The following is a 15256-nucleotide window of genomic DNA, read 5'->3' as shown; positions in this document are numbered from 1 at the left end:
GTCACGCACGGGGCAGGGCCCTTCCGTTGTGGATGTAGGCGGCGCGGCCGTCCTTCATCACGAAGGTGATCGTCTCGTGCCCGCCGCCCTTCGGCTCCGCCGTGACGAAGGAATGGTCGGAGTGGTGGACGAAGCGGGTGGTGGTGCGCGGGGTGCCCGACTTGGTCATGAACTCGCCAGGGATCAAGGTGACGTCCAGGCCGCCGTCCCCCTCGGTCACCTCGTAGGCGAGCATCGGCCCCTCGTACCTGCCGGTGTACGGCGTGAGGTCCACGGCCTGCGGCGTCTCGGCCGGGACCGGGAAGTCCGGGACCGTGAGCCCGGTGGCCTCGCGTATCACCGGCAGCGCCACGTCGACGAGCAGGCCGAGGAAGTCGCCACCGTTGGTGCTCATCGCGATCGCGAAGTCCGCTCCCGGCACGACCCGCCAGAACGTGCTCTGCCCGATCGTGCCACCGTCGTGACCGTAGACCTCGCCGCCCCAGTCGAACAACTCGAACCCCAGGCCCCAGCGGTCGGCGAGCAGCCCGGAGATCCCCGGCACGTCGGCCTGCCGGGTCCGCATGGCCGTGACCGACTCCTCCGAGAGCAGCCGGGTGCCGTCCTCCGTCAGGCCTCCGGCGACGAACATCCGACCGAAACGGACCAGCTCGCGCGGGGCCAGGCACATGGTCGAGCCCGCGGGGGCGTTGGAGCGCGGCATGCCCCACGTGTGGTGGACGGTGTTTTCGGGGCCGATGTGACCGGCCGCCGCCCGGAACAGGATGGCCTCCTCGGGCAGGAGGGCCGAGTGCGTGGCGCCGAGCGGGTCCAGCAGGCGCTCGCGCATCACCCGCTCCCACGTGGTGCCGCGCATCCGCGCGACCAGGGCGCCGAGCACGCAGTACCCGGCGTTGCAGTAGGAGAACAGGGCTCCCGGGGCGTGTACGTGACCCGCGCCGTGCAGAAATTCCACATACTTGTCCAGGCAGTCGTCGCCGCGCCCGGTGTCCTCGAACAGGTCGCCGTCGAAACCGCCGGTGTGCGTGAGCAGGTGCCTGACCGTGATGGCCTTCTCCGCGCCGTCGGCGACGGCGAACTCCGGCAGGTAGTCCCGGACCGGCCGGTCCAGCTCGACCAGTTTCTCGTCGACGAGCTGCATCACCAGCGCGGCGGTCCAGACCTTGGTGGTGGAGCCGACCTGGAAGACGCTGTCGACCGTCGTCTCCACGCCGGTGTTCCTGTTCACCACTCCGGTGGCGGCCTCGACGAGCTCGCCGTCCGCCCAGACCGCGATGGCGGCGCCGGGCACGCCGTGTTCGGCGGCCACCTCGTCGAGGCGCTTCTGCAGGTCAGTGATCATCGTGACTCCTCAGGAGATCTTGGGCGTGGCGCGCACGCCGAGGTGGACGTACGGCGAGCCGTCGGCGAGTTCGTAGAAGACGGCCGACAGCCACTGGGGCTCCCCTTCCGGGCGGCCGACGAAGGTGGTGTCGTCCACCGGGACGAGCTCGAACTCCATGGGCGGCATCTGATCGGCGAGGCCGCCGGTGGCCTCGCCGTACAGCCAGAGCCGGCCGTCGCGGACCGTCAGCGTCAGCCGGCTGCCCACCCGTTCGTAGACGCCGGCGTACCTGTCGACGTCGGTCTCGAACGGCTCGGCCGGCGGTCCCAGCACGGGCGGCACGGCCAGGCCCAGCAACTCGTCGAAGAGTTCGGTGGCCAGGGCGTGCTGGAAGGCGGCGGTGTGGCCGCCGTTGGCCAGCACGCACACCACCGTGCCCGAATCGGGGACGGCCCAGAGCATGGCCGCCTGGCCGATGGTGTTGCCGCCGTGGGAGATGATCCGGTGGCCCTGCCACTCGTCCAGGATCCAGCCGATCCCCCACTGCTTCCCGAGGGTGTACGGGTTGGGGATGTCCACCTGCGGCTCCCACATCGCCTGCGGGTCGGCGAGCAGCCCCGTGCCCAGATGGGCGCGGGCGAACTCGACGACGTCGGCGGGGCGGGCACAGATCAGCCCGGCCGGGCCGCAGGAGCGCATCAGGCCCCAGACGGGAGCGGGCGCCCCGTCCATGTGGCCCATGGCGCCGCGGAAGCGCAGGACGTCCTCCGGCAGGGTCCAGGTGTGGGTCAGGCCGAGCGGCTCGCTGATCTGCTCGCGCAGCGCGGCGTCCCACACCTTGCCGGTGAGGCGCTCGATGACGCGCCCGGCGATGATGAAGCCGGAGTTGCAGTACGACTGGGTGGCGCCGAGGGGGTGGTTCTGCGCGAGGTCCGCGCAGGCCTCGACATATTTCTCGACGCAGTCGTCACCCCGGCCGGTGTCGAGGAACAGGTCCCCGTCGATGCCGGAGGTGTGCGAGAGCAGGTGCCTGATCGTGACGGTCTTGGTCACCTCCGGGTCGGCGACCCGGAACTCCGGCAGGACCTCGCGGACCGGGGTGTCGAGCGTCAGCTTGCCCTGCTCGACGAGAAGCATGATCTGGGTGGCGGTCCACACCTTGCTGACCGAGCCGATCTGGAAGAGCGAGTCGGTGGTCACCTCCACCCCGGTGGCCACGTTGAGCACGCCCGCGGCGAACTCGTGGACCTCGCCCTCGTGCAGGAAGGCCAAGCTCGCACCGGGAACCTCGTATTCGGCGATCAGCTCGCCGAGGCGGACGTTCCATCGACCGGGATCCACTGCTCCAGCCACTTGATGACCCTTTCGTTGTAGTCCACCCGATGGGACGGGCGGCCGTTGAGAATGAACAGGTGGGAACCACCCGGGTAGCGGACCAGTTGGACCGGAACGCCCTGCTCGCGCAGGGCGGCGAACCACTGCTCGGCCTGGCCGACGGGGCAGCGGTCGTCGCTGTCACCGTGGAGGATCAGGGTCGGCGTGGTCACCTGGGCGACGTGGCTCATCGGTGACTGCTTCTCGACGTCGCCGCCGCATTCGTAGACCTTCAGGAGGTGCCCGGCGTCGGAGGTGCCCGCCATGCTGGCCAGGTCGCTGACGCATCCGCCGGGGATGGCCGCCTTGAAGCGGTCGGTCCGGGTCGGCAGCCAGCAGGACATGTAGCCGCCGTAGCTGTAGCCGGTCACCGCGAGCCGGTCGGGATCGGCGACGCCCTCAGCGACCAACGCGTCGATCGGGTTCAGGAAGTCGTCGGTGTCGGCGATCCCCCAGGCGCCGAGGGCTGCGGTGTAGAAGGCCTCGCCGTACCCGTCGCTGCCGCGCGGGTTGACGGTCAGCACGGTCCAGCCCCGGGCGGCGAGCGCCTGGTGGTAGAGGTGAACCCCGTCGAAGACCGGGGCCCACGCGTTGTGCGGGCCGCCGTGCGCGTCCAGCAGGAGCGGCCCGGGGCCGGTGAGACTCTCGTCCCGCAGCACGAACGCCTCGACCGGCGTCCCGTCGGGGGCGGTGAAGGTACGGCTTCGCGGGGTGAACAGCTCGACGTCGGCGAGCGCGTACGCCGACAGTTTCGTCACGGCCGGGACTCCCCCGGTCACACCGGCCGAGGCCCCGCCGGTTGTATCCGGCGCTATCACACCGGATACAACCGAAATATCCTCTGACGAGGTATCGGTTCGGTCTGCGGTGAAGTCCGCGAGATAAACCTCTCCCGCGCTGTACGGGGTCGCGGCGACATAGGCGATCCTGCTCCCGACGGCGCTGACTCCGGAGATCACCTGATCCCCGCCGATAATCTTCTCACCGGGAGCGCGGTAGAGGTGGGTGAAGCCTCCGTCGCGGGCGCAGAAGATCAGTTCGTCTCCCGCGAGCTGGGGCGCCGCACCGGGATAGCCCGGGGCGCCCGGCATGACATTGCGGTCGAGTCCGGCCCCGATCTCCACCGGCCCGTCCGCCTCGAGGCTGAACAGCCGGGTGTGCCCGACGGGCGCGCCGACGTATCCGGTGATCAGCAGCCGTTCACCCAGCCACCAGACCCCCGTGCAGATCACACCGGCGTCGGTGAGCCGCTCGGGCTCGCCGCCCGACGCGTCCACCGAGTAGGCCGCGCCGCTGACGACCAGGTCGCGGTCGGGTTCCATGCTCGTGGCGAAGGCCAGCCGCCGCCCGTCCGGCGACCAGGACGGCTCACCGGTGTGGAAGTCCCCAGAGGTGATCTGCCGAGTCTCCCCCGTCGCCACCTCCAGCACGAACAGGTGCGTGGTCAGGCCACGCAGCAGGCCCGCGCCGTCGGCCTTGTAGTCCAGGCGGTCGGCCACGACCGGGGCGTGCGGATCGAGGTCGCCGGACGGCGCGGCATAGGCGATCCTGCTGCCGTCGGGAGACCAGACCGCCGCGCCCGCGCCCAGCGACGCCGTGGTGAGGACGCGGGGCTCGCCGCCGTCCATCGGCAGCAGGTGGATCTGCGGCTTCCCGTCCACGGGGCGGAGAAAGGCCAGCTCACGACCTTCGGGCGACCAGCGCGGGCAGGAGTCGTGCGGGCCGCCCGTCAGACGCCGTGGCTCGGCTCCGGGGGCGGCGAGCCAGATTTCGGACCGGTTCTCGTCCGGCTCCCGGTCGGCGGTGGTCACCGTGTAGGCCACGGTGCTCCCGCCGGGGTGCAGCCGGGGGTCTCCCGGCACCGCGATGCGGTAGAGGTCGCTGAGAGAGAGGCGAGGCATGTCCGAACGTTAGACCTGGCCCATTACCGCTTCTTCGGTCTCCACGACGAACCCGGGCTCGATCCGTTGTGCCGTCGTCCAATCGCGGTCACGGAACGGGCCCGCCGAGCGGCCGGGACCGGCCGGCGCGGCGGCCCCGGATCGAGAGCCGGTGAAGCACCCTGCCTTGGCGAAAGGCGGATCAAGAACGTCAGCGTTCCGGTGGATCCTCAGTAGGATGCCACGGTCCAGACAGACGGAGTTTCACCGGAAAGGGCTGCAAGTGGCGCAGAAGGTAATACTGGTCGACGACCTCGACCACTCCGAGGGCGATGACGTGGTGCGGCGGGAGTTCCCGTTGCTGAACCGGACCTTCGCCATCGACCTGTCCGACGCCAATCAGCAGCGGCTCAGCGACGCCCTCACCTTCATCGAGAAGGTCCTGGAGAACGCCCGCGAGGTCAAGCAGGCCACGCGTTCGAGGAAGGCCGCCGACACCGGTCCCCGACTCCAGGGATACACCCACACCGACGTGCGTGAATGGGCGCGCGAGCAGGAGCTGGAGGTTCCCTCTCGAGGGAAGATCCCCGACGAGGTCGTGGAGCTGTTCGTCTCCGCCCATCCCGACGCGCGGCCGGCGGAGCAGGAGACGGCCCTCGACTCCTGAGCCGAGGAAACGCCCCAGGCCGTGCGCGGCTCAGGCCGCGCACGGCCTCCGGGTCCGCGCCGACCGGAGGTGCCGGAACGCCGGCGCCGTACCCGGCGCCCCGGCCCGGGGCCCGGGGCGGTCACCGTCGCGGCCCCGGACCATGCGTCGACGCTCCGCCTGCCGGCCTTGGGGAAGGCGGCACCGGGACGTCACCCGTCAGCCCGTCCGCATCCCGGCCAGCATCCGGTAGACCATGTCGGTGCCGGTGCGCAGCGCCGTCACCCTGACGCGCTCGTCGTCGCCGTGCATCCGGGTCACCGTGTCGCCGTCGACGGCGTAGGGATACAGCCCGTAGACCGGGATCCCCTTGTCACGCCAGGGGCCCGCGCTCGTGTTCGCCTCGAACTGCGACGGGACCACGCCGATGCCGGGATACGTCTCGCGCGCGGCCCGCTTCCACATGTCGTACACGTCGGTGGTGACGGGGGAGGTCGGCCGGGAGAGCGTCTTGCGCACCCGGGCGAGGATCTGCTCCTCCGTCTCGTCGGGGCGGCCGACCACCCGGACCGTCACCGACCACTCGGCCACCAGGCGGCGGATCTCGGCGACCACCCGGGCGGGGTCCTCGCCGTCGGGGACGAAACCCACGCGCACGTCGGCACGGGCCGTGGACGGCACGATGCTGGTGTAGTAACCGGCCTGCTGGCCGAGGAACGACAGCGTGGCCCGCAGCATCGGGGTGTGCACCCACGGGTAGTCGCTGAGCTCGATGACCCTGGCCCCCGCGGCGTCCCGCTCCTGCTGGGTCCCGGCCGCCAGCAGCCGGGTGATCGCCCTGGAGAACTCCTGGTCGCGGGTGCTGCGGGCGAGCACCGTGAAGTACTCCCTGACCAGGTCGCTCAGCCCGATCGCGGGCCGGTGGCGGGCCAGCCGGGCCAGGGCGCCGCCCAGCCGCCCGACGGCGGGCCCGTCGTCCGGGTGCGAGGAGTGCGTCGTGACACCGGTGGCGGTCAGCTCCAGGAGGAGGGAGACCCGGTCCCGGCAGGACAGCGACGCGAGCATGGGGGTCGTGCCGTCCGACTGGTTCAGCACCCAGCCGCCCTCCGTGACGGCCACTCCGGCGGTGACCTTGTCGTAGTGGTTGTCCACCAGCCACTGCGCGCCGTACGGCCCGCCCTCCTCGTCGCAGTCGGACAGGAAGATGATGTCCCGGTCGAACTCCGCGCCCTCCCGGACGTGCCGCAGGAGGGCGGCCATGAACGCGGCGGAGGCGCCCTTCATGTCCACGGCCCCGCGGCCGTAGAGCCAGCCGTCCTCGACGGCGCCGCCGTAGGGATCGCGGCTCCAGCGGCTCCGCTCCACCGTGACCACGTCGGAGTGGGCCATGAAGAGCAGCGGCGGGCGGTCTCCCCTGCCGGTGACCCTGGCGATGAGGTGCACGTTGTCGGCCTTGGGGGTCGGGACGAGCTCGGTCGGCACGCCCGCGGACCGCCACAGGCCCTCCAGCATGCGGGCGTGCGCCAGGGTCACGGCACCGCCGCCGGTGTCCGAGCCGCTGCGCCCGGCGTGCGAGGTGTCGAACTTGATCATCTCGGCGGCGAGGGCGACCGGGTCCGTGCCGCTCACCGTCACCCGGGCCGCCGGGGCGGGCGAGGGCGGCTCCACCGCCGCGTGCGCGCGGGCGGCGGTGGCGTCGGCGGTCCCTCCCACATACCCGCCGACGACGGCGCCACCGGCCTTCAGCATCGCCCGGCGGGAGATGCCCGACGCGGGTTGGCCTGCAGAACTCAAGAGATCTCCTCATGGACGGGGACCGGCCGGGACCGGATGGCGAACGGCACGGCGGCGGCGGCCAGGAACCCGGCCGCTGTGATCATGAAAGCCGCCTGGTAGGCGTGGAGCGTCGGGGACGCGGTGCCCGCGACCGTGTCACCGGCGAGCACCGCGCCGGTCACCGCGCTGCCGGCGGCGGCGCCGATGGTGCGCAGCACGGCGTTCGTGCCGTTGGCCACGGCGGTCTGCCCGGGCGGCACCGCGCTGTTGACGTAGACGGGGATGGCGGCGAAGGCCAGGCCGGTGCCGAGCCCGAACACGCCGCCGGCCAGGTAGAGGTCGACCGCCGAGCCGTGCCGGACGGTCAGGAAGGCCATCGCCGCCGCGCCGAGGAGGCCGCCGAGCACCAGCGGCGTCCGCGGGCCGCGCCGGGCGATCAGCGCGGCGGCGAGCGTGCCGGCGGCCAGGTTGCCGGCCGAGTTCGGCAGCAGCATCAGGCCCGCGATCAGCACGGTGGCCGAGAAGCCGAAGCCGTACTCCTGCGGCACCTGGGCGAAGGACGTCATCACGATGTAGGCGCCGTACATGCCGAAGCCGGTCAGCGTGGCGGCGAGGTTGGTGAGCGCGACCGTCGGCCGGGCCAGCATCCTCAGGTCGATCAGCGGGTGACGCGTCCTGCTCTCGACCCGGAGCCAGAGGGCGCAGACCACCGCGGCCACCGACAGCAGTCCGAGAACCCGGGTGCCGGTCCATCCCCAGCCGTTGCCCTGGCTGACCGCGACCAGCAGCGCGCACAGCCAGACAGCCAGGGTGACGGCCGCCAGCGGGCTCGTCCCGCCCCCCTCCCGGTCGGTCCCCCGGTCGGCCGGGACGGACAGCGCGACCGCCGCCGCCGCCAGCAGTCCGAGCACGAGCAGCAGCCAGAAGACCGCCCGGTAGTCCCACCACTCCATCAGCAGACCGGCGGCCACCACCCCGAGACCGCTGCCGATGCCCATGCTGGTGCTGACCATGGCCATCCCGCGGGCCGCCCGCTCCGGGGGGAGCTCGGCCCGGATGACGCCGAACGCCAGCGGCAGCACGCCCCCGCCGATCCCGTGCAGCGCCCGCGCCACCAGCAGCAGGGCGAAGGAGTGGGTCGAGACCGCCAGCACCGAGCCGGCGACCGTGCCCAGCAGCGACAGCAGCAGCAGGCGTCGGCGGCCGTGCAGGTCGCCGAGCCGGCCGAGGATCGGGGTGAGCACCGCGGCGGCCAGCAGGTTGGCGGTCATCACCCAGCTGACGTCGGAGGCGGACACGGCGAACTCGCCGGCCAGCGACGGCAGGATCGGCACCACCATGGTCTGCGCGATCGGCTGCACGGTCATGGCGCACAGCATCGCGGCCAGCAGGCCGCCGGAGCGGCGCGCGGTGAGGGTCACCGACGCGCACCGCCCAGCCGCTTCAGGATGTGCGCGGTGGTCTCCAGGTCCAGGAACCCGTGGCCCACCGAGCTGAAGACCGTCCGTGCCGCGCGCAGCTCGGGCCCCCGGCGCAGCGCCTCCTCCAGCTCCAGAGCCCGGTGGTGCCGGTGCCCGGCCTCGCGGACCGCGGTCGCGCGGTCCTCCACCAGCAGGACGCTGCTCTCCAGCAGTTCGGCGCTCACCTCCCGGGACTCGGGGGTGTGGGAGCCCATGCAGTTGACGTGCACCGGCGGCGGGAGGTCGAAGCCGGTCAGCAGCGGCTCGCTCGACGTCGTGGCGGTGCAGACGACGTCCTGGCCCTCGACGGCCTCGCGGAGCGAGGAGGTGACGGCCACCTCCACCGCGCCGCCGAGTGAGCGCCGCGCGCGGTCGGCGAACCGGCCGGCCCGGTCCGGGTCGCGGCCGTAGACCGTCACCCGGTCGAGGTCCCTGACCGCGGCGGCCCCGCGCACCTGCTGCAGGGCGAGCGCGCCCGTCCCGACCACGCCGAGGGTCCGGGCGTGCGGCGTCGCGCACAGGTCGGTGACCAGGCCGGTGATCGCCGCGCATTTGACGTCGGTCAGGGCGGCGCCGTCGAGAACGGCCAGCGCCTCGCCGGTGCTGATCGAGAACACCACCACCACCGCGTTGACGGTGGTCCTGCCCGGCGCCGCCCCGCCGCCCGCGTCGACCAGCGCGGCGACCTTGGTCACGAACAGGTCGTGCGGGTCGCTCATCGACGGCATGGCGCCGAAGACCGAGTAGGGGCTGTCGCGGACCTCCATGAACCTGGCCGGGGTGACGGAGTGGCGGCGCACGTCGTCGCGTAGCGAGCTCTCCATGTCCCCGATCAGTTCACGCAGGTCGGCGCCCGCCTCGATCTCGGCGCCGCCGACGACCCTGAGGGCCGTCATGCCGGGTCGATCCCGCCGCCCAGCGGGATCAGCGCCGACCGTGTGAAGACCACCACCAGGGTGCCGTCGTCCTTGAGGCCCTTCGTCTCGAAGGTCACGATGCCGGCGGTCGGCCGCGAGCGGGACGGCCTCATGGCGACGACCTCCGTCTCCGCGTAGAGCGTGTCCCCGACGAAGACGGGGTTGGGCAGCCGGATGCTCTCCCAGCCCAGGTTGGCGATCGCCTTGGCGCTGGTCCCGTTGGTGCTCATCCCGCCGACGATGGAGAGCGTCACCAGGCTCGACACCAGCGGCCGGCCGAACTCGGTGGTGCGCGCGTAGGCGTGGTCGATGTGCAGGGGGTGGTTGTTCAGCGCGAGCAGGGACTGCCAGACGTTGTCGGTCTCGGTGACGGTCCGTCCCGGACGGTGCTCGATGATGTCCCCGACCTCGAACTCGTCGTAGAACACGCCACGGTTCTCGCGGTAGCGGCGCCCGCCGAGGTGCTGGAACGCCTGGACGTCTTTCATTCATCCTCCACAAGCGCCAGAATGCTCCGCGCCTTCTTCAAGAACGGGGGTCCGACCATCAGGCTGCCGACGGTCAGGATGCCTGCGCTTTCGCGCTCGAACGTGGAGACCACCTCCTGCGCCCACTCCACGGCCTGGGCGGTGGGGCTGTAGATCTCGTTGATCACCGGGAGCTGGCGGGGATGGATCGCGATCTTCCCGCTGAATCCCATGTCGGCCGACCTGCGCGACTCCGCGCGCAGGAGCCCGAGGTCGTCGAGGTCGAAGGTGGGCGCGTCGACCGCGTCGATCCCGGCGCCCCGGGCGGCCGTCACCACCTGCGACCGGGCGAAGAGCATGGCCTCCCACTCCATGGAGGCGCCCATCTCGGCCGCGTAGTCGGCGAGCCCGAACGTCAGCGCCACCAACCGGTCGCTGCAGGTGGCGATGCTCATCGCGTCGGAGACGCCCTTGGGAGTCTCCACCAGGGCCCACAGCCGGCTCCTGCGGCCGGCCCGGCCGAGCACGCCGTCGACGTGCTCGATCTGGTGCGGCGACTCCACCTTCGGAACGACGATGATGTCCGGCTCGGTGGGGCTGTCGAGCACCGCGATCAGATCCTCCAGGCCGTCCCTGGTCTGAAGGCTGTTGATCCGCAGGCCCAGCGTGCCGGTCACCTCGGCGCGCTCGAGCCGCAGGAACTCGTTGCGCGCCCTTTCCTTGTCGGCCTGCGGGACCGCGTCCTCCAGGTCGATCAGGTTGATGTCGGCGCCGGCGGTCTGGCCCTTGACGAACCGGTCCATCCGCAGGGCCGAGGTGACCATCAGGCTTCTGCACAGGTATGTGGTGTTCATCAGATCACGTGCGGCAGCACGTCTTTGTCGAGGAGATCGCAGAACCGGGTGAGGTCCTCCCGGTCGATGTCCGCCCGGATCATGATCCGCAGTCCCTCCCTGCCCCGGGAGGTGATCGGGTAGTAGACCGGCGCCGAGTAGAAGCCCTCGCCGAACAGGCCGTTCGACAGTTGGACGGCGAGCGCGGTGTCGCCGACGGCGAGGGCCCGGACGGGCAGCTTGCTGCCCTGGAGCCCGGTGGGCACCCGTCCGTCGAAATAGCTGATGTTGTCCTGCAGCGAGCGCTGGAGCTCGCCCAGTTCGGGGCTGTCGTGGATGCCGACGCACGCCCGGAGGCTCCCGAGGTTGGCCACGCCCATGCTCTGCGACCAGCACATCGGCCCGGCGAAGATGTTGATGAGGCTTTTGACGTTCTGCCGGCCCAGCATGATGATGCCGCCGGCGCACCCGAAGCCCTTCTCCAGCGAGCCCGTGATGAGGGTCAACGGATTCAGCTCACCGAGCTGCGACTTCACATATCCCTCGCCCTTGTCGCCCCAGACGGAGATGGAGTGCGAGTCGTCGAACCACAGGAACAGCCCGTAGCGGTCCTGCAGGGCCAGCAGGTCGGCCAGGTTGGCCACGCCGCCCATCGAGTAGGCCCCGTCGGCGATGTAGGCCACCCTCGGATACTTCTTGCACATGTCCTCGATGAAGTTCATGTCGTTGTGCGGGCTGGTGAAGACGGGGCTCTCGTCGGCGCACACCGGTTTCATCACGTCCATGCAGAAGTGGCTGCGCTTGTCGAAGACCGTGACCCTCGGCTTGCCGTCGATGAGCACACCCGAGGAGACGAGCGGCAGGAGGGCGGCGGTGGCCACCGTGCAGGACAGCGCGACCAGGCACTGGGCGTCGAACAGCTGGGAGAACCCCTCCTGCACCTCGTTCATGAGGGCGGGCTGCATCCGGGTGGGCGTGATGCCCAGCCCGGTGATCCGCTCCTGCTCCAGGGCGTCGATCGCTCCCTGGATGACGGCGGGGTGCCGGTTCAGCCCGAGATAGGAGTAGGAGCTCATGTTGACGAACTCGCGCCCGTCCGAGACGTCGGCCAGGACTCCGTCCGTGCCGTTTCTCACGTAGAGGTCTATCAGCCCCTTGTCCTCGGCGGCCTGCCAGCTGGCCTGGCTGTGGGCGAGCATCTTCTGGGTGTTGCGGAACTTGCGGGGGCCGTACAGCTCTGTGTCACTCATCGTTGCCTTCCTGATCGAGCGGGTCCACCCCGGGGAGGACGGCCGGTCACCGGTAGGGGGCGCGCCGGCCGCTCCCGTACCGTCCCGGGAGGGACGGCGGGACGCGCGCGGGCCGCGCCAGGTCTGTCACGGAGCGCGCACGCGCGGGCTCACGGCCTCCGGCTGGATCCGGTGGCCGTGTCGGTCTCCGGGCCGTGACGGCCCGGGGCGGCGGCGGAGATCACCGCCGGCCGGGAGCGGCCGGCCGGTCCGGCGGGCGGGCGGAGCCGGCGCGCCCCTTCCGGCGCCGGGCCGGCCGGAGCGGCGCACCCGGCCGGCGGCCCGCCTGCGGCGCGCCTTCTTGACGGCGAGGGGACACATCCGGCGCGCGTGGCGGAACTCCCCCGCGCGCGGGGACGGCTCGCACGTGTTCGACCGGGAGCGCGCCGCCGGCCCCCCGGTCGCATGACGACAGTCTTGTTACGTCAATGGATCCCGACTCGGGCGGCGAGGGCGGAATTTCCCGGCCATCACACCGTCCGGCCGGATCGACTTCACCGATATCGCAGCCCTCCGACACGTCCCCGTCTGCGCGGACACAAAAATGAGCAGAGCGGTGTCAGGGAAATGCCAAAATGTCGACGGCGGACCGGCATAACGGTTAACGCCGCATTTCCATCCGTCCACCCCGAGGCTGTGACCAGTAATTACGTCACATCGAACAGAGCACCCCACAGCAGAACGGACAGTGAATTTCCCCATTTCTTTGCTGTCTACCTAAATAGAGGTATCAGCCTCGGACGATCGATGTCAACATCGTTCATTTATGTCTGGCGCCATTAAGTCAAAAACGGTCAACTGGCATGTCGAGGCCGAGTGCCGGAGGAGCCGCTGTCCGTGCCCGGCGGGCGGGCGCGAGGCCCGCGCCGTCAGGTCACGTCTTGCCCGGTCCTTGATGCGCGGGCGGTGGAGACCTCCCGGCACGGCGTGCCATCGTCGAGGAGGAGGGGGGCGATCCATGACTCCGCTGTACTTGCAGGGCTTCCTCGCGCCGGTGCCCGACGAGATCGACGCCTTCGACCTGCCGGTGAGCGGCGCCCTTCCCCCCGCGCTCACCGGCCGCTACTTCCGCAACGGTCCCAACCCGCTGCCCGGCCGCGATCCCGGCCACTGGTTCACCGGGCCAGGGATGGTGCACGGGGTACGGCTGCGCGACGGCCGTGCCGAGTGGTACCGCAACCGCTGGGTACGGACCCGCGAGCTCACCGAGGGCGCGCCCTTCGTCCGGGACGACCTCTCCGTCGACCTCACCGCGGTGCCCGCCAACACCCACGTCGTCCCGCACGGGGACAGGATCTTCGCGCTGGTCGAGAACGGCCTGCCGTACGAGCTCACCGCCGAGCTGGAGACGGTCGGCCCGTGTGACTTCGGCGGCCTGCTGACCACCGCCATGACCGCCCACCCCAAGCGCGACCCGCTCACCGGCGAGCTGCTCTTCTTCGGCTACGGCTTCACCCCGCCCTACCTCACCTACCACCGCCTGTCGGCGGAGGGGAAGCTCGTGGAGAGCCGGGAGGTCGCGGTGCCGGGCCCGACGATGATGCACGACTTCGCCATCACCGCCGGTCACGTCGTCTGGATGGACCTGCCCGTCGTCTTCGACCTGGGGCTCGCCGGGGGCGGGGGCGTACCGTACCGGTGGGACGACCGCTACGGAGCCCGCCTCGGGGTCATGCCGCGTGCCGGCGGCGCCGAGGTGACCTGGTACGACATCGAGCCGTGCTACGTCTTCCACACCGCCAACGCCCATGAGGACGGCTCCGGCCGCGTCGTGCTCGACGCCGTCCGCTACACCCCCGCCGAGTTCGCCGCCGTGTGGGACGACCTCGGCCGCAGTGCCCACCCGGCGGCCAGGGCGGCCGTGCGCGGGACGGCCCACCTGCACCGGTATGTGCTGGCCTCCGGCGAGGACGCCCGTGAGGAGCGGCTCGACGACCTCGGGGTGGAGTTCCCCACGCTGAACGACGGCCGGACCGGTAAGCGCAACCGCTACCTCTACGCGGTCTCCTCCGAGGCGATCGTCAAATACGACCTGCGGAGCGGGGCGAGCACCGTCCACAAGACGGGCCCGGACCGGATGGCCGGCGAGGCGGTCTACGTCCCGGCCGGGGACGCCCGGGGAGAGGACGAGGGCTGGCTGATCTCCATGGTCACCGGCGGGCCGGGCGTCGGGTCGGAGCTGGTGGTCCTCGACGCCGCCGACCTCACCCGCGTGGCCTCGGTACGGCTGCCGCGCCGGGTCCCGGCCGGTTTCCACGGCTCCTGGATCCCGGACGGCTGAGCCGGTGGGGCGCCGCGGCGCCCCATCCCGGGGCGGCTCAGCGCCTGGGCGCGTCGGGGAGCCTTTCCAGCAGCGCCTTGAGATCGTCGGCGTGCTCCTCCTCCTGGGCGAGGAGGTCTTCGAAGATCCGCCTGGTGGTCACGTCCCCGTCACCGAGCCACTGGACGATCTCGGTATAGGAGGCGATGGCGATCCGCTCGGCGACCAGGTCCTCTCTGATCATCTCTATCAGGTCGAGGCTGGCGTCGTACTCCGCGTGCGCGCGGGTGGACAGCGTGTCGGGGTTGAAGTCGGGCTCGCCGCCGAGCTGCACGATGCGCCGGGCGAGCCGGTCGGCGTGCTCCTGCTCCTCGGCCGCGTGTTCCAGGAACTCCGCGGCCACCGGCTCGGCGTAGAGGCCGCTGGCGGTGTAGTAGTGACGCTTGTAACGCAGGACGCAGACCAGCTCGGTGGCCAGCGCCTCGTTGCACACCTGGATCACCCGGGGCAGATCGGCGCCGTAGGCCGAGGTGATCGGCCCCTTGTCGATCTCCTGGCGGGCCCGGGCACGGATTTCCTTGATGTCGGTCAGAAATTCAGCCATGTCTCCTCCCCTACCCCGAATCCCCGATCCATCAAATCTCCGGTCCGTCGGCCCCGAGATCGAGGCAGGGGACGTACGGGGGCGGCGCGAAGTCCATCAGCGGCAGCCGGGGCAGGTCGGCGGCGGCGTTGTGTCCGGCCACCTTCCCCATGGGGATGGCGTGCCGGCAGCGCTGCAGGGCGTAGTGGTCCGGGTCGGCCCGGGCGGCGGCGTCGCCTGCGGCGAATACGTCCCCGAAGGCTCGCAGCCGCCGATCGACCATCAGGCGGCTCAGCCGGTCCCGGTCGCCGGGGACATGCGAGGCGAGCGGACCGGCCTGCACGCCCGCCGTCCACACGACCGCGTCGGCCGCTGAAGAATTTTCCGCCGTCCTGTCACACTCACGCGCCCCACGGGGTCGAGGCAGTGAGGACCTGAAACACACCC

Annotated in this window: 13 protein-coding genes; 2 read left to right on the top strand and 11 right to left on the bottom strand. The window is 71.2% G+C overall.

Annotated elements, in window-relative coordinates:
* Nucleotide 1: 1 nt before the first annotated feature.
* The 3 genes from J2S55_RS34555 to J2S55_RS34545 are packed head-to-tail and all read right to left on the bottom strand — an operon-like array spanning nt 2 to nt 4599.
* Nucleotides 2-1342, bottom strand: a complete 1341-nt coding sequence (locus J2S55_RS34555; RefSeq protein WP_306869574.1) for a serine hydrolase domain-containing protein — start codon at nt 1340-1342, stop codon at nt 2-4.
* 9 nt (nt 1343-1351) lie between these two features.
* Nucleotides 1352-2665, bottom strand: a complete 1314-nt coding sequence (locus tag J2S55_RS34550) for a serine hydrolase (RefSeq protein ID WP_306869572.1) — start codon at nt 2663-2665, stop codon at nt 1352-1354.
* Nucleotides 2626-4599 carry a S9 family peptidase gene (locus J2S55_RS34545; RefSeq protein ID WP_306869570.1) on the bottom strand — a complete coding sequence of 658 codons (1974 nt, stop codon included), beginning with the start codon at nt 4597-4599 and terminating at the stop codon, nt 2626-2628. Before J2S55_RS34545 ends, J2S55_RS34550 begins: the two co-directional genes overlap by 40 nt.
* 262 nt (nt 4600-4861) lie before the next feature.
* Between J2S55_RS34545 and J2S55_RS34540 the strand changes: the two genes are divergently transcribed.
* Nucleotides 4862-5245, top strand: a complete 384-nt coding sequence (locus tag J2S55_RS34540; RefSeq protein ID WP_306869568.1) for a histone-like nucleoid-structuring protein Lsr2 — start codon at nt 4862-4864, stop codon at nt 5243-5245.
* Nucleotides 5246-5443: 198 nt separating this feature from the next.
* Here J2S55_RS34540 and J2S55_RS34535 read toward each other — a convergent pair whose 3' ends face one another.
* The 6 genes from J2S55_RS34535 to J2S55_RS34510 are packed head-to-tail and all read right to left on the bottom strand — an operon-like array spanning nt 5444 to nt 11927.
* Nucleotides 5444-7018 (bottom strand): M20/M25/M40 family metallo-hydrolase, encoded by a 1575-nt coding sequence (locus J2S55_RS34535; protein WP_306869567.1) that lies wholly within the window; start codon nt 7016-7018, stop codon nt 5444-5446.
* Nucleotides 7015-8421, bottom strand: a complete 1407-nt coding sequence (locus J2S55_RS34530) for an MFS transporter (RefSeq protein ID WP_306869564.1) — start codon at nt 8419-8421, stop codon at nt 7015-7017. Before J2S55_RS34530 ends, J2S55_RS34535 begins: the two co-directional genes overlap by 4 nt.
* Nucleotides 8418-9356 (bottom strand): ornithine cyclodeaminase family protein, encoded by a 939-nt coding sequence (locus tag J2S55_RS34525; protein ID WP_306869562.1) that lies wholly within the window; start codon nt 9354-9356, stop codon nt 8418-8420. The genes J2S55_RS34530 and J2S55_RS34525 overlap by 4 nt, the downstream gene beginning before the upstream one ends.
* Nucleotides 9353-9865: a MaoC family dehydratase gene (locus J2S55_RS34520; protein ID WP_306869560.1), complete on the bottom strand. Its 513-nt coding sequence runs from the start codon at nt 9863-9865 to the stop codon at nt 9353-9355. Before J2S55_RS34520 ends, J2S55_RS34525 begins: the two co-directional genes overlap by 4 nt.
* Nucleotides 9862-10698: an HpcH/HpaI aldolase/citrate lyase family protein gene (locus J2S55_RS34515; RefSeq protein WP_306869558.1), complete on the bottom strand. Its 837-nt coding sequence runs from the start codon at nt 10696-10698 to the stop codon at nt 9862-9864. The genes J2S55_RS34520 and J2S55_RS34515 overlap by 4 nt, the downstream gene beginning before the upstream one ends.
* Entirely contained in the window at nt 10698-11927 is a 1230-nt protein-coding gene (locus tag J2S55_RS34510) for an aminotransferase class I/II-fold pyridoxal phosphate-dependent enzyme (protein WP_306869556.1), read from the bottom strand. The genes J2S55_RS34515 and J2S55_RS34510 overlap by 1 nt, the downstream gene beginning before the upstream one ends.
* Nucleotides 11928-12924: 997 nt before the next feature.
* Here J2S55_RS34510 and J2S55_RS34505 point away from each other — a divergent pair.
* Nucleotides 12925-14247, top strand: a complete 1323-nt coding sequence (locus J2S55_RS34505; protein ID WP_306869555.1) for a carotenoid oxygenase family protein — start codon at nt 12925-12927, stop codon at nt 14245-14247.
* A 37-nt stretch (nt 14248-14284) separates the two neighbouring features.
* On the opposite strand, the gene J2S55_RS34500 is transcribed toward J2S55_RS34505, so the two are convergent.
* A complete protein-coding gene (locus J2S55_RS34500) occupies nt 14285-14830 on the bottom strand; it encodes a ferritin-like domain-containing protein (protein WP_306869552.1) in 546 nt (181 codons plus the stop codon).
* Between the two features lie 31 nt (nt 14831-14861).
* A complete protein-coding gene (locus tag J2S55_RS34495) occupies nt 14862-15152 on the bottom strand; it encodes a hypothetical protein (protein ID WP_306869547.1) in 291 nt (96 codons plus the stop codon).
* Nucleotides 15153-15256 lie beyond the last annotated feature (104 nt).

The sequence above is a fragment of the Streptosporangium brasiliense genome (assembly GCF_030811595.1).
GTDB classification, from domain to species: Bacteria; Actinomycetota; Actinomycetes; order Streptosporangiales; family Streptosporangiaceae; genus Streptosporangium; species Streptosporangium brasiliense.
Note: the sequence above shows the minus strand (reverse complement) of the source record. Positions and strands in the feature narration are given on the sequence as shown.